This window comes from Humibacter ginsenosidimutans (assembly GCF_007859675.1).
GTDB classification, from domain to species: domain Bacteria; phylum Actinomycetota; class Actinomycetes; order Actinomycetales; family Microbacteriaceae; genus Humibacter; species Humibacter ginsenosidimutans.
On record NZ_CP042305.1, the window covers coordinates 2,886,071 to 2,911,524 of the forward strand.

Annotated in this window: 24 protein-coding genes and 1 pseudogene; 17 read left to right on the plus strand and 8 right to left on the minus strand. The window is 70.1% G+C overall.

All coding sequences use genetic code 11. The features are described 5' to 3' along the window. Positions 1-118 precede the first annotated feature (118 nt). On the minus strand, positions 119-886 hold the full coding sequence (locus tag FPZ11_RS13370) for an IclR family transcriptional regulator (protein WP_146321650.1): 768 nt from the start codon (positions 884-886) through the stop codon (positions 119-121). Positions 887-1,073: 187 nt separating this feature from the next. Here FPZ11_RS13370 and FPZ11_RS13375 point away from each other — a divergent pair. Together FPZ11_RS13375 and FPZ11_RS13380 are read left to right on the plus strand one after the other, a co-directional pair. After that, positions 1,074-2,955: pseudogene (locus FPZ11_RS13375) on the plus strand (FAD-dependent monooxygenase). 83 nt (positions 2,956-3,038) lie between these two features. Beyond that, positions 3,039-4,481, plus strand: coding sequence for an MFS transporter (locus tag FPZ11_RS13380; RefSeq protein WP_146321651.1), 1,443 nt, complete (start codon positions 3,039-3,041; stop codon positions 4,479-4,481). 12 nt (positions 4,482-4,493) lie between these two features. On the opposite strand, the gene FPZ11_RS13385 is transcribed toward FPZ11_RS13380, so the two are convergent. Further along, positions 4,494-4,766 (minus strand): hypothetical protein, encoded by a 273-nt coding sequence (locus FPZ11_RS13385; RefSeq protein WP_146321652.1) that lies wholly within the window; start codon positions 4,764-4,766, stop codon positions 4,494-4,496. Positions 4,767-5,051: 285 nt separating this feature from the next. Between FPZ11_RS13385 and hemQ the strand changes: the two genes are divergently transcribed. Genes hemQ through idi form a run of 5 tightly spaced genes read left to right on the plus strand, consistent with a single transcriptional unit; the run spans position 5,052 to position 9,205 of the window. Then, positions 5,052-5,777: a hydrogen peroxide-dependent heme synthase gene (gene hemQ, locus FPZ11_RS13390; protein ID WP_246846683.1), complete on the plus strand. Its 726-nt coding sequence runs from the start codon at positions 5,052-5,054 to the stop codon at positions 5,775-5,777. Continuing rightward, a complete protein-coding gene (locus FPZ11_RS13395) occupies positions 5,774-6,874 on the plus strand; it encodes a ferrochelatase (protein WP_146321654.1) in 1,101 nt (366 codons plus the stop codon). The genes hemQ and FPZ11_RS13395 overlap by 4 nt, the downstream gene beginning before the upstream one ends. Beyond that, complete coding sequence (hemC, locus tag FPZ11_RS13400; RefSeq protein WP_146321655.1) at positions 6,871-7,878, plus strand: hydroxymethylbilane synthase; 1,008 nt, start codon at positions 6,871-6,873, stop codon at positions 7,876-7,878. The genes FPZ11_RS13395 and hemC overlap by 4 nt, the downstream gene beginning before the upstream one ends. Continuing rightward, a complete protein-coding gene (locus FPZ11_RS13405; RefSeq protein ID WP_146321656.1) occupies positions 7,875-8,681 on the plus strand; it encodes a uroporphyrinogen-III synthase in 807 nt (268 codons plus the stop codon). The genes hemC and FPZ11_RS13405 overlap by 4 nt, the downstream gene beginning before the upstream one ends. Then, positions 8,678-9,205, plus strand: a complete 528-nt coding sequence (gene idi, locus FPZ11_RS13410) for an isopentenyl-diphosphate Delta-isomerase (protein ID WP_437438601.1) — start codon at positions 8,678-8,680, stop codon at positions 9,203-9,205. Before FPZ11_RS13405 ends, idi begins: the two co-directional genes overlap by 4 nt. A gap of 26 nt (positions 9,206-9,231) precedes the next feature. On the opposite strand, the gene FPZ11_RS13415 is transcribed toward idi, so the two are convergent. The 3 genes from FPZ11_RS13415 to FPZ11_RS13425 all read right to left on the minus strand — a co-directional run bounded on the left by FPZ11_RS13415 (position 9,232) and on the right by FPZ11_RS13425 (position 10,960). Further along, positions 9,232-9,828, minus strand: coding sequence for a gamma carbonic anhydrase family protein (locus FPZ11_RS13415; protein ID WP_146321657.1), 597 nt, complete (start codon positions 9,826-9,828; stop codon positions 9,232-9,234). Positions 9,829-9,922: 94 nt separating this feature from the next. After that, the gene (locus FPZ11_RS13420) at positions 9,923-10,306 is read right to left on the minus strand and encodes a VOC family protein (RefSeq protein WP_146321658.1); all 384 of its coding nucleotides are present in this window, start codon (positions 10,304-10,306) and stop codon (positions 9,923-9,925) included. A gap of 105 nt (positions 10,307-10,411) precedes the next feature. Continuing rightward, entirely contained in the window at positions 10,412-10,960 is a 549-nt protein-coding gene (locus tag FPZ11_RS13425) for a MarR family winged helix-turn-helix transcriptional regulator (RefSeq protein ID WP_146321659.1), read from the minus strand. Positions 10,961-11,041: 81 nt separating this feature from the next. Here FPZ11_RS13425 and FPZ11_RS13430 point away from each other — a divergent pair, with 81 nt between their 5' ends. Genes FPZ11_RS13430 through FPZ11_RS13455 form a run of 7 tightly spaced genes read left to right on the plus strand, consistent with a single transcriptional unit; the run spans position 11,042 to position 17,296 of the window. Further along, positions 11,042-12,070: a polyprenyl synthetase family protein gene (locus tag FPZ11_RS13430; RefSeq protein ID WP_146321660.1), complete on the plus strand. Its 1,029-nt coding sequence runs from the start codon at positions 11,042-11,044 to the stop codon at positions 12,068-12,070. Beyond that, positions 12,067-13,104 carry a phytoene/squalene synthase family protein gene (locus FPZ11_RS19315; RefSeq protein ID WP_168203828.1) on the plus strand — a complete coding sequence of 346 codons (1,038 nt, stop codon included), beginning with the start codon at positions 12,067-12,069 and terminating at the stop codon, positions 13,102-13,104. Before FPZ11_RS13430 ends, FPZ11_RS19315 begins: the two co-directional genes overlap by 4 nt. Then, entirely contained in the window at positions 13,101-14,744 is a 1,644-nt protein-coding gene (gene crtI / locus FPZ11_RS19320; RefSeq protein ID WP_168203829.1) for a phytoene desaturase family protein, read from the plus strand. The genes FPZ11_RS19315 and crtI overlap by 4 nt, the downstream gene beginning before the upstream one ends. Further along, positions 14,741-15,079, plus strand: a complete 339-nt coding sequence (locus tag FPZ11_RS13440) for a lycopene cyclase domain-containing protein (RefSeq protein WP_146321661.1) — start codon at positions 14,741-14,743, stop codon at positions 15,077-15,079. The genes crtI and FPZ11_RS13440 overlap by 4 nt, the downstream gene beginning before the upstream one ends. A gap of 2 nt (positions 15,080-15,081) precedes the next feature. After that, positions 15,082-15,570, plus strand: coding sequence for a lycopene cyclase domain-containing protein (locus tag FPZ11_RS13445; RefSeq protein ID WP_146321662.1), 489 nt, complete (start codon positions 15,082-15,084; stop codon positions 15,568-15,570). Then, complete coding sequence (locus FPZ11_RS13450) at positions 15,567-16,460, plus strand: prenyltransferase (protein WP_146321663.1); 894 nt, start codon at positions 15,567-15,569, stop codon at positions 16,458-16,460. The genes FPZ11_RS13445 and FPZ11_RS13450 overlap by 4 nt, the downstream gene beginning before the upstream one ends. Continuing rightward, positions 16,457-17,296, plus strand: a complete 840-nt coding sequence (locus FPZ11_RS13455; protein WP_246846260.1) for a TspO-related membrane protein — start codon at positions 16,457-16,459, stop codon at positions 17,294-17,296. Before FPZ11_RS13450 ends, FPZ11_RS13455 begins: the two co-directional genes overlap by 4 nt. A gap of 40 nt (positions 17,297-17,336) precedes the next feature. Here FPZ11_RS13455 and FPZ11_RS13460 read toward each other — a convergent pair whose 3' ends face one another. Next, complete coding sequence (locus FPZ11_RS13460) at positions 17,337-18,530, minus strand: RimK family alpha-L-glutamate ligase (protein ID WP_146321664.1); 1,194 nt, start codon at positions 18,528-18,530, stop codon at positions 17,337-17,339. 71 nt (positions 18,531-18,601) lie between these two features. Between FPZ11_RS13460 and FPZ11_RS13465 the strand changes: the two genes are divergently transcribed. Continuing rightward, positions 18,602-19,090, plus strand: a complete 489-nt coding sequence (locus FPZ11_RS13465; protein WP_146321665.1) for an ATP-dependent zinc protease family protein — start codon at positions 18,602-18,604, stop codon at positions 19,088-19,090. Between the two features lie 248 nt (positions 19,091-19,338). Here the strand turns inward: FPZ11_RS13465 and FPZ11_RS19325 are convergent, their stop codons facing one another. Together FPZ11_RS19325 and FPZ11_RS13475 are read right to left on the minus strand one after the other, a co-directional pair. Then, entirely contained in the window at positions 19,339-21,186 is a 1,848-nt protein-coding gene (locus FPZ11_RS19325) for a DUF2207 domain-containing protein (RefSeq protein WP_168203830.1), read from the minus strand. A gap of 56 nt (positions 21,187-21,242) precedes the next feature. Next, positions 21,243-22,676 (minus strand): MFS transporter, encoded by a 1,434-nt coding sequence (locus FPZ11_RS13475; protein WP_246846261.1) that lies wholly within the window; start codon positions 22,674-22,676, stop codon positions 21,243-21,245. Between the two features lie 265 nt (positions 22,677-22,941). On the opposite strand from FPZ11_RS13475, the gene hemB reads away from it, so the two are divergent. Both hemB and hemL read left to right on the plus strand, forming a co-directional pair. Beyond that, positions 22,942-23,868: a porphobilinogen synthase gene (gene hemB, locus FPZ11_RS13480; RefSeq protein ID WP_246846684.1), complete on the plus strand. Its 927-nt coding sequence runs from the start codon at positions 22,942-22,944 to the stop codon at positions 23,866-23,868. Then, entirely contained in the window at positions 23,856-25,319 is a 1,464-nt protein-coding gene (gene hemL / locus FPZ11_RS13485) for a glutamate-1-semialdehyde 2,1-aminomutase (RefSeq protein WP_146321666.1), read from the plus strand. The genes hemB and hemL overlap by 13 nt, the downstream gene beginning before the upstream one ends. Positions 25,320-25,454: the final 135 nt, after the last annotated feature.

Here is a 25,454-nt window from a genome sequence, read left to right on the forward strand (position 1 = left end):
ATCGGCGGCGACGTGCACTATGTGGATGCCTCCCGAAATGTCCTGAAAACGGGCGCGGCCGGAGCGGCGATGGCGGTAGGGCGACGCGGGCGGCGGTCGGGCGCGGGCGACGATCCCGTCAGCCGCCGAGCGACTCCCGGATGGCCGTGGCCGCGACCTGCAGGCGGCCCGCGAGCTCCGCGGCGGGTCGCTGGTCGGCCAGTGAGACGACCGCGATCGCAGCGGGAGCGCGTCCTCGCAGCGGCAGCGGAACGGCGACCGCGTGCAGGTTGGCGATGACCTCGTCGTGACTGGCGGTGAAGCCGGCGGCGACGGCATCCTTCACCTGCTGCTCGGCCTCTGCGGGCACCGACGTCGGCCACTGCGAGCGCGGCAGCATGGCGAGGATCGCCTTGCCGGGGGCGCCGATGCCGACGGGATGCCTCGACCCCGGCCGCTGCGCCACCGACGCCACGGCGTGCCGCGGCTCCACGCTGACCAGCGTGACGCACTCGTCGCGGTCGAGCACCACGAGAAAGCATGTCATGCCGAGCTCGTTCGCCACCGCGGTGAGCTCGGGCAACGCCTCGGACTGCAGGTCTTGCGAGACGCCGGCGGCCAGGGCCGCGAGCCGGGCGCCGAGCTCGAGCAGACCGGCGTCCGTGCGGGTCACGAGACCGTGGTCCTCGAGCGTGCGCACCAGTCGGTAGGCGACGGAGCGATGCACCTCGAGCCGGCGAGTGACCTCGTCGATCGTGAGGGCCTTGCCTGCATCGCCGAGGATCTCGAGAATGCGGATGCCTCGGCTCAGCGTCTGAGACGCCGGCGCCACGGCCCCGCGTGCGCCCGTCTGCTCCGCCGACGCCCGCTGCGTCACTGCCTGCTGACGCGCTGTTCCCTGTGGCATGGTTCTCCGCTCGAGGTGCTCCGTCGTCGCCGGCGATGTTGCCGCGTGATGGTCCGTCGCTTAGACTCTGTTCAATAATAGAGTGCTTCGTTCGATTATAGAACACATCAATTCGCGGCCAGGGCTCGTTTTCGACGCCGTGCGTCATGCTGTGTTCCGACGACACCCTCAATGTCGAGGAGTTTCCATGCAGTTCCACCACAACGGCTACGTCTCGGGCGATCCACGCGTTCTCCCCGCAGCAGGCACGGGCATCGATCGTCCTGCCGAGCTGCCCGACGAGGTCGACGTGCTGATCGTCGGATCCGGACCGGCCGGCATGCTGCTGGCCGCCCAGATGTCGCAGTTCCCCGACGTCACGACCCGCATGATCGAGCGCCGCGACGGCAGGCTCGTGCTGGGTCAGGCCGACGGCATCCAACCGCGCAGCGTCGAGACGTTCCAGGCGTTCGGGTTCGCCCCGCAGATCGTCGCCGAGGCCTACAACATCGGCTGGATGAACTACTGGACGCCCGACCCGGAGCACCGCGAGAACATCATCCGCACCACGCGCCAGGCCGACTATGCGGACGACATCGGCGAGTTCCCGCACCTCATCGTGAACCAGGCCCGCGTGCTCGACTACTTCGCCGACGCGGCGTTGCGCGGCCCTGGTCGTATCACGCCCGACTACGGCGTCGAGTTCGTCTATCTCACCGTGCACGAGTCGGGCGACTACCCGGTGGAGGTGCAGGTGCGCTACGTCGCCGGTCCTCGGGCGGGCGAAGAGCGCACCATCCACGCGAAGTACGTCGCGGGCGGCGACGGAGCGCGCAGCCGCGTGCGCGAGTCGATCGGCCGCAAGCACATCGGCAACTTCGCCGCGCACGCCTGGGGCGTGATGGACGTCACGGTCGAGACCGACTTTCCCGACTGGCGCACCAAGTGCGCCATCAACGCCGAGGCGGGCAACATTCTGCACATCCCGCGCGAGGGCGGATACCTCTGCCGGGTCTACGTCGACCTCGGCGAGGTGCCGGAGGGCGACAACCACAAGGTCCGCGAGACGCCGCTGGAGAAGATCGTCGAGAAGGCCAACGAGATCCTGCACCCCTACACGCTCGAGGTGAGGCAGGCCGCCTGGCACAGCGTCTACGAGGTGGGCCACCGTGTCACCGACAAGTTCGACGAGCGTCGACGTCGATGCCGACGGCACCCCGCACGTCTTCCTCATGGGCGACGCCTGCCACACCCACTCGGCCAAGGCCGGGCAGGGCATGAACGTGTCGATGCAGGACGGCTTCAACCTCGGCTGGAAGCTCGGCTCCGTGCTCACCGGCCGCAGCCCCGAGTCGCTGCTGTCGACCTATTCGGCGGAGCGCCAGCCGGTGGCGCAGCAGCTCATCGACTTCGACCGCGAGTGGTCATCGCTCATGGCTCGCAAGCCAGAGGAGATCGACGACCCGCAGGAGCTCGCGAACTTCTACCTGGCCACCAGCGAGTTCCCGTCGGGATTCATGACGCAGTACACGCCGTCGGCGATCACGGGGGACGCCTCGCACCAGACCCTTGCTGTCGGGTACCCGATCGGCAAGCGGTTCAAGTCCGCGCAGGTGGTGCGGGTGTGCGACGGCAACGTCGAGCACATCGGGCACCACCACGTGGCGGACGGGCGCTGGCGCCTCTACGCGTTCGCCGACGCGGCCGGGCCGGGCGAGGCATCCTCGCTCACCGACTGGGCGCAGTGGATGCTCGACTCGCCGAGCTCGCCCATCGCCCTGTACACGCCGGCCGGCGTCGACCGCGACGCGGTGTTCGACGTGAAGGTGACGTATCAGCAGCGGTTCGACGATGTCGACGTGCTCAAGGCTCCCGAGGTGTTCCGCCCGCGATGCGGGACGCTGCAGCTCATGAACTGGGAGAAGGTCTACGCGACCGGCGACGGCGCCGACATCTTCGACGAGCGAGGGCTGTCGCGCGAGGGCGTCGTGGTCGTGGTGCGGCCAGACCAGTACGTGGCCGCGGTGCTGCCGCTGACGGCGACCGACGAGCTCGCCGCGTTCTTCGCTCAGAACATGCTTCCCGCGTAGGCACTGCTCCCCGCCGTCTCACGTTTCGCCGGCCGGCGACGTCTTCCTGACGAAGGCTGCACCGCCGACGATCAGGGGGACGCATGAGCGCGCCGACACCGTACACCTCACCCGCAGCGAAGACCGCGCTCGATGCCCGAGCCGGCCGCCGCGGATCGCGTGCGGCCGCCGCGCTCCTCACCGTCATGCTGATGGCCAACGTCGATGTGGCGGTGGTGAACATCGCGGCGCCGAGCATCCAACAGTCGCTGCACGCAACGGGTGCGCTGCTTCAGCTGATGATCTCGGGATACGTTCTCGTCTTCGCCGTGCTGCTCGTCCCCGGCGCCCGCTTGGGGCATCTGTACGGCATTCGCCGCACGTTCCTCGTCGGGGTGGCCGCGTTCACGATCGCGTCCCTTGCCTGCGGCCTCGCCGTCGCGCCGTGGATGCTGCTGGCCGCCCGCGTCGCGCAGGGCGCGGGAGCCGCGCTCGCCGTTCCGCAGGTGCTCGCGGGCATCCACGGGCTGCCGGACTCCGTGCGGCGCGGCGCCCTCGGCGCGTACGTGGCCGTGCTGTCGGGCAGCGCGGTGCTCGGCCAGACGGCGGGCGGACTGTTGATCTCGGCCGACCTCGCCGGTCTGGGGTGGCGCACGGTGTTCCTGCTCAACGTGCCGATCGGCGCGCTCGCCTTCGCGCTGGGCCGGCGCCACCTCGCGCGGGATGAGTCCGGTTCGGGCGCGCGGCTGGATCTGCGCGGGGCCGGCATCCTCGCCATCGGGCTGACGCTGCTCACGCTGCCGCTGATCCTGGGTGAGCAGTTGGGCTGGCCGATCTGGACGTTGGCGTCGCTGGCCGTTTCGCTGCCGGTGCTCGCGTTGTTCGTCGGCAGCCAGCTGGCCACCGCGCGGTCGGGCAGACAGCCGCTGCTGACCCTCGCCGTTCTGCGACGCAGAGCCGTCTCACCGGCCCTGCTCAGCTATTCCTTCTCGGTCGGCAGCTATTTCGCGCTGCTCTTCGTCGTGGCCGTCTACCTGCAAGACGGGCTGGGACACTCGGCCGCGTACTCGGGCGCCATGCTCATCGGCTGGGTCGCCGCGTTCGGCGTCGCCGGGCTGCTCCTTCGCCGGCTGAACGATGCAGCGGTGCGCAGGGCAGCGCCGTGGGCGTCGCTCATCATGGCGGCCGCGCTCGCGCTGGTCGCCGCGCTCGCCGTGGCGGGGCACGCCGATGGATGGCCGCTCTTCGCCGCACTCACGCTCGGCGGACTCGGCCTCGGCGCGTTGAACACCGCGGTCTTGGCCATTCTCACCGGCAGCGTCGAGACGTCGCATTCCGCCGACCTGAGCGGCCTGATCAACGTCACCTCGCAGGTGTTCAACCTGGTCGGCGTCGCCACAGCAGGCACGCTCTACCTCGCACTCGGCGGCATCTCACCGAGCGCGGCGCCGGCGGCGTTCGCCGCAACAGCCGCCGTGCTGGCGGGCGTCATGCTGATCGGCGCGGTGTTCGCCGCCGTCGCGGCGCGCACAGCGGTCGACGGGTGACGCTGGAGCTCGTCAGGCGGCGTGCCTGGCGCGGTTCTTCCAGGAGACGATCAGTGCTTCGAGCTGGCCGTTCGGCAGGTCGCGAGGGTGGTGTGCGAGCTCCTCGGCGAACTGCTGCTGCTCCGTATAGGAGAGGTTCTGGGCCCACGGGAACGCGGAGATCACCTTCGCGCGGGCATCCATGATCGGCTTCGCCTTGGCGCGGCTCGGGCGCTTGCGGCGAGGGGTCGTGCTCGCAGAGGACTGCTCCGCGACACGGCTGGAGTTCTTCAACGATTCAGACATTTGCATCTATCAACACCACGACTGACTGTTTTATTCGCTCGATCCCAGGGATTTCGTCCCGATTGTTCAGCATGCGTCCAAATTCGCCCGATGCCAAGGGGTTGCCATACCCGCTGTGACCACTCTCACCGGTCGCAGATCGCGCGAGCGCCGTCGATGTGACGCCAGCTTTTGCCCAGCCGTGCCCGACGGGGGAGACTGGATGCCATGACACACGCGGCGGCCGCCGGCGCGGCATCCGATTCCCCCCTCCATAGCACGGCACATCGCAGCACGGCACCCGAAATGCACGGCACGGCACCAGAGGCCTCACCCGACGAAGCCCAGACCCCCGAACGGGCCGACGGTTTCACGCTCTGGGCGGTGCTGCGACGCGACCCGGCGAAGTCGTTCGACCTCGGCGAAGCCGGCGCCGGACTCGCCGTCACCGAGCTCGAGGCGGCCATCGCCGCCGTCGAGGCCGACGGTGTGACGGTGCGCGGCATCTACGACGTCAGCGGCTTCAAGGCCGACGCCGACCTCATGCTCTGGCTGCACGGCCCGGTGCCGGAGCGGCTGCAGGATGCCCTGCGCCGCCTGCGCCGCACCACGCTGCTGCGCCGCCTGCTGCCCACCTGGAACGCGATGGGCGTGCACCGCGACGCCGAGTTCAACAAGGCGCACGTTCCCGCGTTCCTGCGCGGCGTCGAGCCCAGGCAGTGGCTGGTGGTCTATCCGTTCGTGCGCAGCTACGAGTGGTACCTTCTCCCCGATGCCGAGCGCAGTCGCATGCTCGCCGAACACGGGCGAAAGGGTGCGGCGTTCCGTTCGGTCATGGCCAACACGGTCGCCTCGTTCGCGCTGGGCGACTACGAATGGCTGCTGCCATTGGAGTCAGACACCCTCGTCGACCTCGTCGACATGATGCGTGAACTCCGCTCGGCGGATGCCCGCAGGCATGTGCGCGAAGAGGTTCCCTTCTATACGGGTCGACGCATCCCTGTGACAGACATTCCCGAGGTCTTGCAATGACGACATACGACGCGATCCTGCTCTCCAGCTTCGGCGGACCGGAGGGACAGGATGACGTCATCCCGTTCCTGCGCAACGTGACGGCCGGGAGGGGAATCCCCGACGAGCGCCTCGAAGAGGTCGCCCACCACTACCGCGCCCACGGGGGCGTGAGCCCGATCAACGAGCAGAATCGGCAGCTCAAGGCCGCGCTCGAGGCCGAGCTGCAGCGGCGCGGCATCGAGCTGCCCGTGTACTGGGGCAACCGCAACTGGAACCCGTATTTCGCGGATGCCATGCGCGAGGCCCACGAGGCCGGCCACGACCGCCTGCTCGCGCTGGTGACCAGTGCCTACACCTCGTACTCGGGCGTCGGCCAGTACCGCGAGGACTTCGAGAAGGCGCTCGCCGACACCGGCCTCGGCGAGCAGGTGTCCATCGACCGCATCCGCGAGTACTTCGACCACCCGGGCTTCGTGACGCCGCTCGTCGAGGGCGTCGAGGCGGCGGTCGCCGAGCTCACGGCAGAGTCCGCTCCGGGAGCGGGAGACGCCGTCGCGCGCGACGGCATCCACGTGCTGTTCGTGACGCACTCCATCCCGACCGCGGCGGCCGAGGCATCCGGTCCGCAGTTCGGCACGGGTGGCGCGTATGTCGCGCAGCACTGCGCGGTGGCGCACGCGGTCTCGGAGGCCGCCGCCTCCGGCATCCCGTGGTCGTTGGTCTACCAATCGCGCTCCGGCGACCCGCGCACGCCGTGGCTGGAGCCCGACATCAACGACGCGATCGCCGACCTCGCCGCGGCGGGCGACACGAAGGCCGTGATCATCGTGCCGTTCGGCTTCGTCAGCGACCACATGGAGGTGGTGTGGGACCTCGACAACGAGGCGACGGCCACGGCGGCCGAGAACGTGCTGCGTTCGGTGCGTGTTCCGACGCCGGGCACGCACCCCGCGTTCATCTCGGGACTCGTCGACCTCGTCGAGGAGCGACTGAACGACGTGCCGGACGAAGAACGGCAGCACCTCACCGAGCTGGGACCCTGGCCCGACCATGAGACGGTCGGTGCCGGCAGGGAGCCGGTCGGCGCGAACGCGGAGAAGGTCGCCGCGCGATGACGGACGGGCGGGTCGGCACTCAGCCCGGCGAGAAGGTGCGCATCGGAACGAGGGGCAGTGCACTCGCTCTCGCGCAGACGCGCCAGGTGGCCGATGCGCTGGCGAAGGCATCCGGTCTCGAGGTCGAGCTCGTCACGATCACCACTCACGGCGACACTGCGACGGAGTCGCTGTCGCAGCTCGGCGGCGTCGGCGTGTTCACGAGCGCGCTGCGCGACGCGCTCGTGCGCGGCGACATCGCCGTGGCGGTGCACTCGTTCAAAGACCTGCCGACGGCGGAGCATCCCGACATCGAACTCGGCGCGGTGCCCAAGCGGGCGGATGCCCGCGATGCGCTCTGCGCCCATGACGGGCTCACCCTCGAGACGCTGCCGGAGGGTGCGAAGGTGGGCACCGGATCCCCACGGCGCATCGCGCAGCTGAAGGCGCTGCGGCCCGACGTCGAGATCGTGGACATCCGCGGCAACATCGACACCCGGCTCTCGCGCGTGTTCGGCGAAGCGGGCGACGACCGCAGGCTCGACGCCATCGTGCTCGCCGCAGCGGGGCTCGGCAGGCTCGGGCGGTCGGATGCCGTCACTCAGCACTTCGAGCTGGGCGACTGGCCGACGGCACCAGCGCAGGGCGCCCTCGCGCTGGAGGTCCGGCGTCAGAAGGACGCCACGGCGTTCGGCCGTGCGCTGGCCAAGGGCCTGGCCGCCATCAACCACGCGACGACGCGCGCGTCCGTCGCCGCCGAACGCGGCGTGCTCGCCGGCCTCGAGGCGGGATGCGCCGCGCCGCTCGGCGCCACAGCCATGGTCGACGACGGCCTGCTCTTCGTCACCGCGACGGTGTACAGCGTCGACGGCACCGATCAGCTCACGTCGTCGCACGCCGCGAGCCTGGAGGGCAACGGCCAGGCCGCGCTGCTCGAAGCGGCAGAGGATGCCTCCGCCCGCGTCACCGAGGAGCTCCTCGCGAACGGCGCAGCCGACCTCGCCTCGCTCGGAGGCGCTCGATGACCGCGGGCTCGACGGGACCGATCCCCACGCAGGGTCCGAAGCCGCTGGCCGGCTGGCGCGTGCTCGTGCCGCGCGGCGGCCCGTGGGGCGACTCGGTGGCCGCAGACATCCGCGCGTACGGCGGGAGCCCCGTCGTCGCACCGATGATCAACTTCGCGCCCACGTCGGACGAGGCATCCCTCGTCGAGGCGCTCACGGCGCTGGCCGACGGCCACTTCGACTGGCTGACGGTGACCAGCGCGACGACGGTGGACGTGCTCGCCGCGCACCAGGCGCGCATCCCGTCGAACACCCGCGTCGCGGCCGTCGGAGAGACGACGGCCGCCGCGCTGCTCGCCGCCGGCTACCACGCCGACCTCATTCCGTCGGCCGACAACTCGGCGGTGGGGCTGCTCGACGAGTGGCCGCAGGCGACGCGCGGCGAGGTGCCGCTGAAGATCCTGACGCTGCGCAGCGAGATCGCGAAGCCGACGCTCACCGACGGGCTCGCCGCGATGGGCCACGACGTGCAGTCCGTTGTCGCGTACCGCACCGTGGGCATTCCGGTGATGCAGAACGTGGCCGACGACGTGGCATCAGGCCGCATCAACGCCATCCTCGTCACCTCGGGCAGCGTGGCCGAGCAGGTGCAGCTGCAGCTCGGGCCGCTTCCGGAGACGACGTTCGTCGCCGCGATCGGTCCCCGCACGGCGCGCGACGCCAAGGCTGTCGGGCTCAAGGTCGACGTGATCGCCGTCGACCGCACGGCGGAGTCTCTGGTGGATTCCGTCGCCGAAGCAGCGGAGCGGCGCGCCGCATCGTGATCGTCGACCCGACCATGGTCGTGCTGCTCGACGAAGACGGTGCCCCGATCGGGACCGCGCCGAAGGCGTCGGTTCACGCCACGGAGACGCCGCTCCACCTGGGCTTCTCCTGTCACGTGCTGACCGATGACGGCGAGCTGCTCGTCACGCGCCGGGCCCTGTCGAAGCGCACGTTCGCGGGGGTGTGGACGAACGCGTTCTGCGGGCATCCTGCCCCAGGCGAGGCCGCAGCGGATGCCGTTCGCCGGCACGCGCACGACGAGCTCGGCATCGAGGTGGCTGAAGTGCAGCTCGTGCTTCCGGACTTCCGCTACCGCGCCACCGACTCGAACGGCATCGTCGAGTACGAGGTGTGTCCGGTGTTCGTGGCGCGCGTGGCGGGCGAACCCGTGCCGAACCCCGACGAGGTCGCGGAGTTCGCCACCGTCGCGCCGCGCGAGCTCGCTGCGGCGCTGCGAGCCACGCCGTGGGCGTTCAGCCCATGGCTCGTCGAACAGGCGAAGCTGCTGCCCCTGTACCGCTGAGCGCCAGCGCCCGCGCAGCCTCGGAGTCAGCTGTCGATCACGACGTCGTCACGGTGCGCGCCGTAGTACTCGGACTGGCGGCGCATGAGCTCGCGCATCGACACCTCGCGCCCCACGCCGTAGACGGTGCCGCCGAAGTCGAGCTCGCGCTGGATCGCCCAGATCTCGTCGTGCTTCTCCGGCGGCAGGATGCTCACCGGGTCGCCCACCGCGATCCACCCGATCGGCACGACGGCGCCGGGCGGCACCACCGTGTTCACCTGCACGACCCCGTTGATGCGCACCTCGGCGCCCGTGCCGATGCGGCTGCCCGGAAAGAGCGAGGCGCCGGTCGCGATGAACGACTCCGACTCGACGACGCTGCCGTTGACGTGTGCGTGCGGGCCCACCAGGACGGCGGTGCCGAGGTGAGCCGGATGCTCCGCGCGGCCCCTGATGAGCGCGTGCTCCATCACCACGCAGTCCTCGCCGACGACCACCTCGCCGTCTTCGGCCGTGAGAACGGCGCCGTGCAGGATGCGCGCGCCAGGGCCGATCCGCACGTCGCCGACGATCGTCGCAGACGGCGCGACGTAGGCGAATGCGTCGATCCTGGGTTCAGCGTCGCGATGACGAACAAGCATGGGCGGCTCCGATCTCCGCGCTCACGATAGCGAAGGTCGGTGATGCGCTCCGCATCGCCCGGCGCCCGGCTCGCGTCCCGAGTCGTCGTGGCGGCTACGTGGACGTGCGCGCGGGCTGATGTTCGATCAGGCCGACGAGGTTGCCCTCCGAATCGCGCAGGAGGGCGTGCCACTCGACGGTGCCCGCGGGGCCGGCCGCGGCATCCACCCGCTCGAAGTACACGTGGGGCTCGGTCACGACCGGCACGCCCTGTGCGCGAAGCCGCTCGGTCGTGGCGTGGATGTCTCGCGCCTTCACGTGGAACAGCGCGCTCGACGGCGCGGCCGGGTCGAGCACCAGCCGCACGCCCTCGAGCTGGAAGTAGACAGGCCCCTCAGGCGCCACCTGGAACACAGGCGGCGTGCCCGTGAACGACTCATAGAACGCCGTCGCCCTCTTCAGATCGTCGACGTGCAGCACCACCTGACCTATCTCCACGGAGTGCTCCCTCTCTCATCTCACCCGTTCGTCGAGCGCGCCGCCCAGGATTCGACAGGCCTCGTGCCTGATCGCGCGGCCGCAGGGAGCGCGGAGCTCGGTGGATCACGTCTCGCTGAGCGCGTTCAGAAAGCGGATGACGGTCTCGCGCTCGTCGGGCCGCAACTCCTTCGCCAGCTCGAAACGTCGCGCGTGCCGTCGGCCGATCACCTCGCGCACGCGCAGGTGGGAGTCCGGTGCGAGGGTGATCACGACCCCTCGCCGGTCGGTCGGGTGGCGCTCGCGCTTGATGTGCCCGGCGGTCTCGAGGCGATCGAGGAGTTTCGTGACCGATGCCGTCGAGATGCCCAGATGGGCTGCGAGGCCGCCCGGCGTGGCCACCTCTCCTCGCCCCTTCATGACCACCAGGTAGCGCATGGCCCGCATGTCCGTCGATCCCAGTTGCATCGTGCGTCTGGATTCGTCGAGCGACGCCTCCTCGGATTCCCGCCAGAGGCGGAGCGAGGCGAGCACTCGGACGATCTGATCGACCTCGTCGTCGGCCAAGCCCGTGGTGTCGACGACGGCGCGGTCGGGGTCGAGCACGCGAGGGTCGATGAACGGATCGGGGCGGCCTGTGTCGTCTCCGTGGGACGGGGCATCCTGAGCGTTCATCGTGGAGAGCCTTGCTGGATATCGCTAGTCTGACTAGTGTCTAGACAGGCTAGCTAATTGGGATGAGGACGGGCTGACGAAATGAGCGTACTGACTCCACTCGCCGCCACGTCGGCGGCGACGGTCAGCGAGGTCGAGTGTCGCCTCGAGCGCTACTTCGATGAGCACGAAGCCCGGGCCATGGCTCTCGGCGGTCGTTACGTCGCGCTCTGGGGCGCCATGAGACGGAGCGCTCGGGGCGGAAAGAAGCTCCGACCCGCCCTCGTCGTCGAGACGTTCGCGGCGCTCCGAGGTGAAGGCACAGAGGCTCTTCCTGCTGCAGCGGTCGACGTCGCCGCCGCGTTCGAGCTTCTGCACACGGCTTTCCTGCTGCACGACGATGTGCTGGACGGCGACACGATGCGTCGCGGTCGTGCGAACCTCATCGGCGAGCTCGCCGCCGATGCAGAGCGGAGCGGCGTCGACGCCGAGCGCGCGCGGGCGTGGGGCGAGGCATCCGCGATACTCGCCGGCGATCTTCTCATTCACGGTGCGCACAGGCTGATCGACGACGCGGAACTTCCAGACCGACTGCTGACAACGGTTCGGGCGGTGTTCGACGACGCCGTCTTCCGCACGGCGGCGGGGGAGCAGAGCGACATGGCGTTCTCGTGCTCGATCGCGACGCCCGGCCTGTCGGGCGTGCTGGCGATGACGGAGGACAAGACCGCGCACTACTCGTTCGGCGATCCGCTCCGGGTCGGGGCGCTGCTGGCAGGCGCGAGCGACGACCTCGTGTCGCTGCTCGGCGAATTCGGCAGGGCCGTCGGTGTGGCGTTCCAGCTCCGTGACGATGTGCTCGGCACGTTCGGCGATGAACGTGCGCTGGGCAAGAGCGTGGCGAGCGACCGACGCAACGGCAAGGTCACCGTGCTCACGGTGATGCCCGATGGTGCGATGGATGCCCGCGACACGGCCACCGGGCACGGTGACCCGCGTGACCTGGCGGAGCGACTCATCGCCGGCAATCGAGATGCCGCGCTGCGGCTCGCCGCCGACTCGATCGTTCCCGACCGACTGCGAGCGGTGCTCGAGCACTGCGTGGATCGTGCGACGGAGCGCCGGTCATGACCGTCTCCCTCGGCAGCGTGGGACCCTCGGATGCGTCGGAAGACAGGACGCGCGACGCCGCGGATGCCCTGGTCCGCGGCACCGACGCCCGCCACGGCGCGCATCACGACGGTCGGACGACAACCGACCTCGAGCTGTACACGCGCACCGCCGAAGACAGCGCAGCCCGCGTCATCCGCGGATATTCGACGTCGTTCGGTGCGGCGGTGCGGCTCCTGGCACCCGAGTATCGAACGGGGGTGACCTCCGTCTACGCCCTGGTGCGCGTCGCGGATGAGCTCGTCGACGGTGCGGCGGAGCAGGCCGGGCTGCTGCTGGAAGCACAACGCGCGGCGCTGGACGAGCTGGAGTCGGAGACCGAGCACGCGATGACGTGCGGGTTCAGCCCGAATCTCGTGGTGCACGCGTTCGCCCGAACCGCGACGAGGGCGGGCATCGGGCGCGACCTGACCGCGCCCTTCTTCGCCTCGATGCGTGCGGACCTCGAGAGCGCGCGCTACACCGGTTCCGAGCTCGACGCGTACATCTACGGATCGGCCGAAGTGGTGGGCCTGATGTGCCTGCGGGTGTTCCTCGCCGAGGCGCCGCAGGCGGAGCGACCGGATCCCGCGACGTGCGGGCGACTGGCCGACGGCGCCCGGCGCCTCGGTGCCGCGTTCCAGAAGGTCAACTTCTTGCGCGACCTCGGCAGTGACGTCGCGGATCGCGGCCGGGAGTACTTCGTTGGCGCGGCGGGCGACGGAATCACCGAGGAGCTCAAGCACCAGCTGATCGTCGAGATCGACGCTGACCTGAGCGCGGCGGCTGTGGTCATCCCCGAGCTGCCTGCGGGATGCCGCACCGCGGTGGGCGTCGCACACGACCTGTTCGCCGCGCTGTGCCGTCGCATCGAGCGCACGCCGGCGGAGGAGTTGATGCGGGTCAGGGTGAGGGTGCCCGACGTGCAGAAGCTCGCCATCCTGCTCCGGGCGATCAGCGTGCGGAACGGCCGTGGGGCCGCCTCGCGCCGCCCGCTTCCGAGGATCGCACGATGAACACCGGCCGAGGCCGGCCGACGCGGGTCGGCGAGCATCGTGCGGTCCGGCGCACGGTCGTGATCGGCGGCGGCATCGCGGGACTCGCGACGGCGGCGCTGCTGGCCCGCGAGGGTCACTCTGTCACGCTGCTCGAGGCATCCTCGACCCTCGGCGGCCGCGTCGGCACCTGGTCGAGCGGCGGCTTCAGCTTCGACACCGGGCCATCGTGGTACCTGATGCCAGAGGTGTTCGAGCATTTCTACCGCATGCTCGGAACCGACGCGCGTTCGGAGCTCGACCTGGTCGACCTCGACCCTGGATACCGGGTGTACTACGAAGGACAGCGCCATCCGGTCGATGTGCCGAGAGGGAGGGAACGGGTCCGCGAGCTGTTCGAGGGCCTCGAGGCGGGCAGCGGACCGGCACTGGATGCCTATCTCGACTCCGCTGCCGATGCCTACGACCTCGCGCTCCGCCGCTTTCTCTACACGTCGTTCGAGTCCAAGCGCTCGCTCCTCTCCGCCGACCTGCTGGCACGGGCGTCGCGGCTCGCCCGACTGTCTCTGCGGTCCCTCGACGAACATGCCGCCCGCTCGTTCGCCGATCCGCGTCTGCGGCAGTTGCTCGGGTATCCCGCGGTGTTCCTCGGGTCGTCTCCCTCCATGACGCCGGCCCTGTACCACCTGATGAGCCACCTCGACCTGGACGCAGGCGTGCTCTATCCGCGCGGCGGCTTCCGGTCGATCATCGACGGACTGGTGCGCCTGGCCGAGTCCGCGGGCGTCACGATCGTTCGTGGTGCCACGGTCTCGCGCATCCTCACTCGCGACGACGGATCGCTCGACCGACGGCGACGCGCGGCCGTCACAGGCGTGCTCTACCGTCGCGGCGAGGTCGTGCGTGTGCTCCCCGCCGATGTGGTGGTGAGCACGGCCGACCTGCATCACACCGAGACGGCGCTGCTTCCCGAGCACCTGCAGACCTATCCGGAGTCATGGTGGCGCCACCGGGTGGCCGGGCCCGGCGCGGTGCTGCTGATGGCGGGTGTGCGCGGACGGCTGCCGCAGCTCGCGCATCACACCCTGTTCTTCACGCGAGAGTGGGAAGCGAACTTCCGCGCGATCTTCCGGGAGCCGACCCGGGTGCCCGACCCGGCGTCGATCTACGTCTGTCGGCCGAGCGCGACCGACGATTCCGTCGCGCCGGCCGGTCACGAGAACCTCTTCGTGCTGGTGCCGGTGCCCGCCGACCCGTCGATCGGCGTCGGCGGAATCGACGGCGCCGGTTCGGCGGCGGTGGAGGGCGCCGCCGAGGCCGCGATCGCGCAGGTCGCTACCTGGGCGGGCATCCCCGATCTCGCCGATCGCATCGTCGTGCGCCGCACCCTCGGACCGGGCGACTTCGAACGTGACCTGCACTCCTGGAGGGGAACGGCCCTCGGGCCGGCGCACACGCTTCGCCAGAGCGCGTTCCTGCGTGGCGAGAACGCATCGAAGCGGGTCGGCGGCCTGTACTACGCGGGCGGATCGACGCTTCCGGGCATCGGGCTGCCGATGTGCCTGATCAGCGCGGAGCTCGTGCTCAAGCGGCTTCGCGGGGACCGCGGCACGGCGCCGTCGGTGGAGCCCACGCCGGCCGCGGAGGTGGTGCACGGGTGAGGTTCGTCTATCTCGCGGCGCTGCTCGGGGCATCCGGATGTCTGTGCCTGCTCGACGCGCGCTGGCGTCTCTTCTTCTGGCGCGCTCCGGTTCGCGCGGCGGTGGTCACCGTTGTGGTGACCGTCTTCCTCCTGCTGTGGGATGCCGCGGGCATCGCCGCCGGCATCTTTCTTCGTGGGCACTCGCCGTTGACAACCGGCGTGCAACTGGCTCCGCAGCTTGCGCTCGAGGAACCGGTGTTCCTCGCCTTTCTGGTCTACCTGGTCGCGATCCTGCTGTTCGGCGTGCGTCGGATGCTCGATGCGCGGCGCTCGCCGGGAGAACGAGGGCGATGAGCATGCGGGGGACAGTCGTTCCGGGGCTGGCCGGTCTGGTGCTGTCGGGATCGGGCAGTGCCCGATCGGAGGCCTACCCGATTCTGGCGCTGATCTTCTTGGCTGCCGCGGCGGCCGTGGCTGTGATGGCGGTGGAGCTGAGCCCTCGAAAACGCCGTGACACGTTTCGCCGATGGTCGGTGCCGGCGGTGGTCTCGTCGGTCGTCGTCGTTCTGCTCACCGCCGTGTTCGACTCGCTGCTGATCGCCGGGGACGTGATCCGATACGACGACCGGCTCCTCTCCGGCATTCGTGTCGGGTCGGCGCCCATCGAGGACTTCGCCTACCCTCTGGCGGCGATCCTGCTGGTGCCATCGCTGTGGTCGCTCGTCGGCACGATCGGGCGACCGCGCCGGCCGATCGACGACGGGCGGGCGAGCGGGGCATCCTCCGGTGGCGAGCCAGCCCTGGAGCGTGTCGCATCGCCGGGCGAGAGCGAGCGGCGCCTGTGACGACCGTGACCGCCCCGCGCGGAACGCTGCGTCGGCTGCTGGTGGCATCCCGCCCGGTCAGCTGGATCAACACCGCGTACCCCTTCGCCGCCGCGTATCTCCTGACGACCGGGCGCGTCGACGTGGCGTTCGTGGTGGGAACGATCTTCTTCCTCGTGCCGTACAACCTCGCGATGTACGGCATCAACGACGTCTTCGACTACGAGTCGGATGCCGCCAATCCGCGCAAGGGCGGCGTCGAGGGCGCGCTGCTCGACCGCCGGCTGCACGGCACGACGATCGTCGCGTCCGTCGCTCTGTGCCTGCCGTTCGTCGCAGCGCTGGTGGTGCTCGGCGACCCGTGGTCGTGGTTCGTGCTCGCCGTCAGCCTCTTCGCCGTCGTCGCCTACTCGGTGCCCAGACTGCGCTTCAAGGAGGTGCCGTTCCTCGACTCGGCGACCTCGAGCACGCACTTCGTGTCGCCGGCGGTTTACGGGCTCGTGCTGGCGGGCGGGGTGTTCACGCCGCAGCTCGTCGTGCTGCTCGTGGCGTTCTTCCTCTGGGGCGTGGCCTCGCACGCGTTCGGCGCGGTGCAGGACATCGAACCGGATCGCGCAGGCGGGATCTCGTCCGTCGCCACGGCGATGGGCGCAGCGTGGACCGTGCGCTTCGCGATCGGGTGCTGGGCGGCGGCGGGCCTCCTGATGCTCTTCACCGCGTGGCCCGGTCCACTCGCCTCGACGCTGGTGATCCCGTACATCGGGTTCGCCGCACCGTACGCGGCGATCTCCGACGCCGACTCGGCTCGCGCCCATCACGGATGGCGCTGGTTCCTCGTCGCGAACTACCTCTGCGGCTTTCTGGCAACCCTTTTGCTCATCGCGTACGCGTGGGAAGGATCGAGACCATGACTGCTGAAACCCACGCCGGCCTTCGACCCCGAGGCAGCACCGTTGCCGGCCCCGGCGACTCGGCGCGGCAGTGGGCGGTGCTGGTCTGTCTGCTGCTGGCGCTCGCGGGTGACGCGATCGGGTCGGGAGCGTTCGGTGGCACGCCGATCCAGCACGCGGCCGGCGGCGCCCTGAGCGCCACGGCCACGATGATCGCGCCCGCCGTGCCCGCATTCTCCATCTGGGCCGTGATCTACCTGGCCCTGATCGGCTACACGGTCGTGCAGTTCCTGCCCTCGCGCAAGGCGGACGCCAAGCACCGTGCGCTCGGGTACCCGATGGCGGCGTCGCTGCTCCTCAACGCGGCGTGGATCCTGAGTGTGCAGGCCGGGATGCTGACGCTCAGCGTGATCGTCATCGCACTCCTGCTGGCCGCGCTCGCGTTGGCGTTCGTGATCGTGGCGCGCCACCCGGCGACGGGCATCCTCGACGCCGTCTTCGTCGACGGTGCGGCCGGCCTCTACCTGGGCTGGGTCTGCGTGGCGACCGCCGCCGACATCGCGGCCGCCCTCACCGCCGCCGGCTTCGACGGCGGGGGCATCGCAGCGGATGCCTGGGGCTGCGCCGTGCTCGTCGCCGTGGGCCTGGTGGGCGTCGGTCTCGCGCTCTTCGGCAGGGGCCGTCTGGCGCCCGCCGCCTCGCTGGTCTGGGGGATCGCGTGGGTGGCGGTCGAGCGCAGCTCGGGCGCGCCGCGCTCGACGGCGGTGGCCGTCACGGCCGTGGCGGTCGCGGTCGTCATCGTCGTGGCGACCGTCCTGACGCGTGTGCTCACGATGAGGCGCGGCCGACGCGGGTAGGCGATCAGCCTCGGCTGCACACGGTGGCCACCGTCGAGCGTCACACCTCGGACGGCAGGGCGTCCTTCGGCAGCTTGCGCACCTTGGTGCGACGGCGACGTCGGGCAGGGATCATCGAGCGCATCTCCTCCAGGCGGCCGAAGCAGAGCAGGCGGTCGCCGGCCTCGAGCTCCGTGTTGCCGCGTGGGTTGGGGACGACCGTGGCGCCGCGATGCAGGGTGAGCACCGTGATGTCGCGGTCGCCGAGGCCGGAGTCGCGCAGGCGCTTGCCCACCAGGTCGGCGTCGGAGCCGACGGCGAGCTCGGCGACCCCGTATCCCGTGGAGACGCTGAGCCGCTGCCGTACGTCGATCTCGGGGAAGGCCACCTGGTTGTCGATGTGGTCGACGATGGCGCCCGCCACGTCGAGTCCGGTCGCCGTCTCGATGCCCTGCAGACCCGGCGAGGAGTTGACCTCCATGACCAGCGGCCCGTCGTTGCCTTCCAGCATGTCGACGCCCGCGACGCGCAGGCCCATGATCTGCGCCGACCGCACGGCCGCCTGCTCGAACGCGGGGTCGAGCTCGACGCGTTCCACCGAGCCGCCGCGGTGCACGTTCGAGCGGAACTCGTCGCCGTTCGCGGTGCGCCGCATCGCCGCGACGACGCGGTCGCCGACGACGAGTGCGCGGATGTCGCGCCCCCTGCTCTCGGCGATGAACGACTGCACCAGCACGTTCTGCTTCGTAGAGTGCAGCGTCTCGATGATCGCCTCCGCGATCTTCGCCTCGGGGGCGAGGATGACGCCGATCCCCTGCGTGCCCTCGAGCAGCTTGATCACCACGGGAGCACCGCCCACGGAGGCGATGGCGGTGCGCACATCCGCGCGGCTGTGCACGAACGCGGTGGCGGGCATCCCGATGTTGTGGCGCGACAGGATCTGGTTGGCACGCAGCTTGTCGCGCGAGTTCGTGATGCCGTTCGCGGTGTTCGGGGTGTAGACGTCCATCTGCTCGAACTGCCGCACGACGGCGGTGCCGAAGTAGGTGATCGAGTTGCCGATGCGCGGCAGTATCGCGTCGTAGTCCGACAGCAGCTTGCCGCGGTACTGCAGATCGGGCTCGTCTCCCGACAGGTCGATCGAGAAGCGCAGGGTGTCGAGCACCTTCACGTTGTGGCCGCGGTCGGCCGCTGCCGTGCGGAGGCGCTGCGTCGAGTACGACTGCGGAGCCCGGGAGAGGATCGCCAACTTCAACGTTCGGCTCCTGGAATGATGGTGGGGATGGGCCCGGCACGACGCTCGCCCAGAGGGGGTCGATCGGGCCGATGGGGACAGTCCATTCAAACACCGTCGTGGGGTGGCGCGAGTGGGTTTCGCTCCCGGCCATCGAGGTTCCGTGGGTGAAGGCGAAACTCGACACCGGAGCACGCAGCTCGGCGCTGCACGCCTTCGACATCGACGAGCTCGATCAAGGCAAACGCGTGCACTTCTGGGTGCGCCCCTGGCAAGATTCCGAGCTCGACGCCGTCGAGGTCGACTGCCCCGTGTACGACCGCCGGCTGGTGCGCAGCTCGAGCGGCCACACTCAGCACCGCTACGTGGTGCTGCTCGATTTCGAGCTGTGCGGGCGTGCCGTTCGGGCCGAGACGACGCTGACCAACCGCGACGAGATGGGCTTCAGGATGCTCGTGGGCAGGCAGGCGCTGCGCCAGGGCGGCTTCGTGGTCGACGCGGGCCGATCGTTCATCGGCGGTCGTGCCCCGCGCCCGGTGCGACGCAGGAACAGGGGACGCGACGAGCCCGTCGCATCCTGACCGTTCGGCCCCGTCGGTTCAGCCGACCCGACGGGCCCGACCGCGAACTGATCGCGCGGGTCGCGGCCGCCGCCAGGACTCCACTGTTCGCCGAGGGATGCATCCACGCTCCTGCCCGAACGTCGTCCCATCCGCGACATTCCGCCGGCTCGACGCTCCGCTGGCCGTTCGCGTCGCGTCAACATCCAGGACACGACACCAACGACCGGCGGAGCCGCGTCGGCGCGCAGGTGGATGCCTCGCTGCGGCTACACGCCGCCGCCGCCACCTCCGCCGCCTCCGCCTCCCGCGAAGCCACCTCCGCCGGCGCCGCCCGTGGATGACGACGACATCGCTGCCGTGGACAGCGCGCCGATGCCCGCGCTGAACGAGGCGGCGTCGAAGCCGGCCAGCGAGCCGACGTACCAGACGGGAACGATGCCGCTGGCCTGGCTGTACACGGCGAGCTGCCTCGCCCACTCCTTCTCCTGGCCGTACACGACGGCGAACGGCAGCAGTGTCTCGTAGAGCTTGAGCATCTGCCTGGGGTCGTTCGTGTCGATGGCGGTCCGCTCGGTGGTCGTGGGTGACTGGAGCGTGCGGATGCGATCGGCGTCCGTCCAGTCGATGAAGATCTTGAGGCCGTCGAGGTGGTCGCGCACCTCGGCTCCGCGATCGTCGAGCGGCCGGTGGGAGACCAGCACGAGCACGGCGATCAGCACGAGGATCGCCCAGATGATCACGAGCGCCATCGGCCACGGGGTGACGAAGGAGATCAGCGCGATGATGCTGAACAGCATCATCGCGGCGAACGACAACACACCGAGCAGGATCGGCCAGAGCCGCACCGTGGCGGGCACCTTGCGGTAGTAGCCGCGCGCGACGAGCTCGGAGCGCACCGTCGACTGGATGCCCTGCACGGCGTTCGCGAACCGGCTGTTCGGCCGGCTGAAGTCGAAGGTGGGGCCCTTCGCGAAGAGCGCGTCGAGAACGAGACGGCCGTCGGCATCCGCTTTGGTCGCATCGACCAGCTCGGCACTCAGCACCGGTTTGCCGAACCTGCGGCCCCCGTCCACGATGCGGATGCTGCCGCTCACGGCCTGCTCAAGAATCTCAGCGGGGATCGCCTTCTGCGTGCGACCGAGCAGCAGCGCGCTCTCGAGGGCGTCGACACCCGGCGGCGGCGTGTACTCCGCGATGATGGTCGGTCGGCCCGGTGCGTCGCGCAGGCGCAGCCTGGCGAGGATGGCGAGCACGACGGCCACGATGCCGACCAGGGCGGCGATGAGCGCGGCGATGGCCCAGCCGGAGCCGAACGGGGAGGCGTCGAACGGCACGAAGGTGCTCTTCGCGAAGCCGACGGCAATGGTCACCGTCTCGTTCGCGGCAACGCCGGTCACGGAGGCTTCGACCGTGCCGTCCTCCGACGAGGTGATCGAGCACTGCGCGTGGGAGCCCTGCGCGCCGTGATAGCAGGACTGCTTGCCGTTGCGGGCCGACCGCAACTCGGCCGGCATGTGCAGGGTGGCCGACACCACGCCGAACGGCTGGGTCCAGTCCACGCCGTTCACGTCCCAGTAGAACTCGTCGTCGTCATCCGTCGCGAGCGTGACGTGGCGCAGCGTGTAGGTGAAGACGTAGGTCTGCGCGCCGTGCACGAAGCCGGCCTCGCGCGACGTCATGCTGAACGTTCCGTCGTCGTCGCTCACCTCGGCCTCGCGCGGGTTGCCATCGCCGTCGGTGATCGACACCAGCTGCGGATCGTTCGGCTGCCCCTGGTAGGTGTCGGGGATGCTCCGTCGCATTCCGTGGTTCTGGTCGGTCTGCGGAAAGTCGGCGACGAACGTCTCCACGACCTTCAGCGTGCTCGCACCGCTCGAGTCGCGGCCGAGTGTGTAGTCGGCGTGCATGCTCTGGAACGTGAAGTCGTTCACGTCAGCGCCGACCGCCCCGACGGAGCCCGCTGCTCTCGGACCCTCGGCGGCACGACCGGCCGAGACGGTGTCGGCGGCGGGAGAACCGGATGCCGCGTGTGCGGCGGTCGGCACGAAGGCGGGAGCGACGATGAGGGCGGCAGCCAGCGCCAGCATCCCGAAAACGGTCGTGAGTCGATGCATGCGTGCCAGCCTACGGGCGGGCGGACGATCGCCGACGGGCCGGGCCGACCGGCGCGTCACCGCGTCGTCGGCACTCCCGAGGTGTCCTGCTCCTCGTACTCCCGTGGATGCCACGACCCGAGCAGCAGCGCATGCACGATCGCCAGTCCGGTCGCGATCGCGATCACGATCAGCCACTGAGCGGAGGCGTTCGGCCCCGACCCGTCGGTGAGCACGATGCCGAGCACCGTGGTCGCCGCGATCGCGCCCACGTAGCGGGACGTCTGGAAGATGCCGGCGGCGACGCCCCTGTCTTTCGGCCTGGCCGAGGCGTACAGCGCCTGGTTCATCGCGATGCTCACGATGCAGTACGGCGCGCCCATCGCCGCCGTGATGAGCAGCATGGCGATCGGATTCACCGTCGCGGCGGCGACGGCGAGCAGCGCGGTTCCCACGATGAGTCCGACTCCGCCGACCAGAAGGGTGAACCGCAGACCTCGGCGCTCGATCCAGCGGGCGCCGAGCGGCGTGAGCCCGATCGTGACGGCGGCCAGCGGGAACATCAGCAGGCCGGTGATGCCGGCGTTGTAGCCGCCGTGGTCCTGGAGCAGTTGGGGCAGGCCGAAGAACGCCGTGTAGTACACGAGGTTGAAGACCGCGAAGCACAGGTAGACCATCATGAGCGACCTGTTGGCCGCCAGCAGCCGCAGGTCGATGAACGGGGTGGATGCCGTCAGCTCGCGCCACACGAACGCCCCGCCCGCGACGACAGCGACGGCGAGCAACCACCAGGCCGGTGTCGACTGCAGGCCGAGCAAGAAGATCAGCAGCGCCACGAGCGTGCCGATGAACAGCGCGATGCCGGGAACGTCGGACTGCACCACGAGGGTGCGCAACCGCTCGGCGCGACGGGCGGCGTCGGCAGGAGCGAACATCCTCGTGCCGATCAGAGCGAGCAGCGCGAGCGGCACGTTGACGGCGAAGATCGCCGGCCAGCCGAGCGTGCTCACCAGCAGGCCGCCCACCACGGGGCCGATCGCCGCACCCGCCGTGTTCGCCATCTGGATGCGCCCCAGCAGCCTGGGCGTCGAGACGCCCGATGCCTTGCTGATCGGCCGCACCATGGCCACCGCCGACGGAAAGGCTGTCGCGGTGCCGATCGCGAGTCCGACACGGCCGACGCACACCCACGCGAACGACGGCGCGAACGGCGTGAGCACGGCCACGACCATCACGACGACCATGCCGAACATGAAGAGGCGGCGCGGCCCGAACCTGTCGCCGAGCCTGCCCATCAGCGGCTGACCGGCGGCCGAGGCCAGATAGAAGGCGGTGATCACCCACGTCGCCTCGGCGATGCCGAGCGTGAACGTCTTCTGCAGGTCGACGAGCGCGACCGCGATCATCGAGGAGTTCAGCGGGTTGAGCCCGGTGCCGAGGCTGAGGCTCGCGATCGCGAGGCCGGCGCCACGCTTCTTCTCTGCCGGTGTGGACGAGGATGCTCCGCTCACGACTCCGCCACACCCATGCGTTCGATCGTAGCGAGGGGGCCGCACGGCCATCCTCTGCCCGGCCGCCGTGACCATCTGGCCGTTCAGGTCGCGAATTGTGCCCTTATGACGGCCCATAAGGGCACAATTCGCGACCTGAACGCGTGTGGCGGCACCGCCGGCGCCGGCCGCTGGCAAGCACTCAGGGCGCGCCGATTACGCTGGGACGGTGAACGACGTGCTGCACCCGACTGTTCGCCCCCGCCGCCTCCGCACCACTCCGGCCATGCGCCGGCTCACGGCCGAGACGCGCCTGCACCCCGCCGAGCTGATCCTGCCGGTGTTCGTGCGCGAGGGCATCCACGAACCGCAACCCATCGCCTCGATGCCGGGGGTCGTGCAGCACACGATCGACAGCCTGAAGGCGGCCGTCAACGATGCCGCCGAGGCGGGCATCGGCGGCGTGATGCTCTTCGGTGTGCCCGAGGTGCGGGATGCCGTGGGCAGCGGCGCCACCGCGCCCGACGGCATCCTCAACGTCGCCACCCGTGCCGTGGCGGCCGAGGTCGGCGACGCGCTCGTGGTGCAGACCGATCTCTGCCTCGACGAGTTCACCGACCACGGGCACTGCGGTGTCGTGGATGCCCGCGGCCGCGTCGACAACGACGCCACCCTGGAGCGCTACCGCGACATGGCGCTCGCGCAGGCGGAGGCGGGATCGCAGATCCTCGGACTCAGCGGCATGATGGACGGCCAGGTCGCCGCCGTGCGCGACGCGCTCGACGACCAGGGCTTCACCGACACCGCTGTGCTTGCATACGCCGCGAAGTATGCGTCGAGCTTCTACGGCCCGTTCCGCGAGGCCGTCGACTCGCAGCTGAGCGGCGACCGCCGCAGCTACCAACAGGATCCCGCCAACCGGCGCGAGGGTCTGCGCGAGGCACGGCTCGACCTCGAAGAGGGTGCCGACATCCTCATGGTCAAGCCCGCGATGTCGTACCTCGACGTGGTGGGTGACGTGGCCGCGTTCAGTGATATTCCCGTGTGGGCATATCAGGTGAGCGGCGAGTACTCGATGGTCGAGGCGGCCGCGGCGAACGGGTGGATCGACCGCGACCGCGCCGTGCTCGAGACGCTGACGAGCATCCGCCGAGCAGGCGCCGACGCGGTGCTGACGTACTGGGCCGTGGAGGTGGCCGGATGGCTGAAGTGAGCGGTTCGAGCCCCAGGGTGGCTCCTGAGCGAGCGGAGTCCGCCGAGGGGCCCGCAGCGGAGAGCACCAACGACGCGGCCTTCGACCGTGCGCGGCAGGTCATCCCCGGCGGTGTGAACTCGCCGGTGCGGGCGTTCCGCTCGGTCGGCGGCACGCCGCGGTTCCTCGTCTCCGCTCGGGGACCGTACGTGACCGACGTCGAGGGTCGCGAGTACGTCGACCTGGTGGCGTCATGGGGGCCCGCGATTCTCGGGCACGCGCACCCCGAGGTCGTCGCCGCCGTGCAGGATGCCGCCTCCCGCGGCCTCAGCTTCGGGGCATCCACCCCTGCCGAGACGGAGCTCGCCGAGCTCGTCGTCGACCGCCTCGCCGTGACGCCGGGTGCGGGACACCTCAGGGGTGCATCGCTCGTCACGACTCGTCTCATCGACGAGCTGCGCCTCGTCTCGACGGGCACCGAAGCGACGATGACGGCCATCCGCCTCGCACGCGGCGCGACAGGACGCGACCTGGTCATCAAGTTCTCCGGCCTTTACCACGGCCACTCCGACGGGCTGCTCGCCGATGCCGGCAGCGGCCTCGCCACCCTCGCCCTGCCCGCCTCTGCCGGTGTTCCCGCACCGATCGCGGGCCAGACGATCGTGCTGCCGTACAACGACCGCGCCGCCGTCGAGGCGGCATTCGCCGAGCACGGCGAGCAGATCGCGGCGATCATCACGGAGGCCGCGCCCGCCAACATGGGCGTCGTGACCCCTCGGCCGGGATTCAACGCGTTCCTGGCCGAGACGGCGCACGCGCACGGCGCACTGCTCATCCTCGACGAGGTGCTCACCGGATTCCGCGTCGGCCCCGCCGGGTTCTGGGCGCTCGACGCCTTCGCCATCCGCGAGGAGGACGACGGCTCCCGCCATCTCGTGTCCCCGACCTACCTGCCCGACCTCGTCACGTACGGCAAGGTCATCGGAGGCGGGATGCCGCTGGCCGCGCTGGGCGGTCGCCGCGAGCTCATGGAGAAACTGGCGCCCGTCGGCCCCGTGTACCAGGCGGGCACGCTCTCCGGCAATCCGGTCGCGGTGGCGGCGGGCCTTGCCACGCTGCGACTGGCCGACGCGAACGTCTACCACCGGTTGGATGTCGTCGCCGAGGCGATCTCCGACGCGGTCGACGACGCGCTCACGGCATCCGGCGTGCCGCACTTCATCTCACGGGCGGGCAACCTGTTCAGCATCCAGTTCCGCGAGACGCCCGCGCTCGACTACGCGGGCGTGCAGGCTCAGGATGCCTTCCGCTACGGCCCGTTCTTCCACGCGATGCTCGAGCAGGGCGTCTCGTTGCCCCCCAGCGTCTTCGAGGCCTGGTTCGTCACGGCGGCGCACGACGACACGGCCGTGAACCGCGTGCTGGATGCCCTGCCGGTGGCCGCGCACGCCGCCGCGGCCGCGCGCCCCTGACCCGCGACATCCCGCGATCCGCGATCGGTCGCGGAACGAGTTCTGCGACCTGAACGATCGCTCAGGTCAGGTGTCTGGTGTTCGATGACGGTGGTCCACTAACGTGACGCTGCCCCTATCGGCTTCACAGACTGG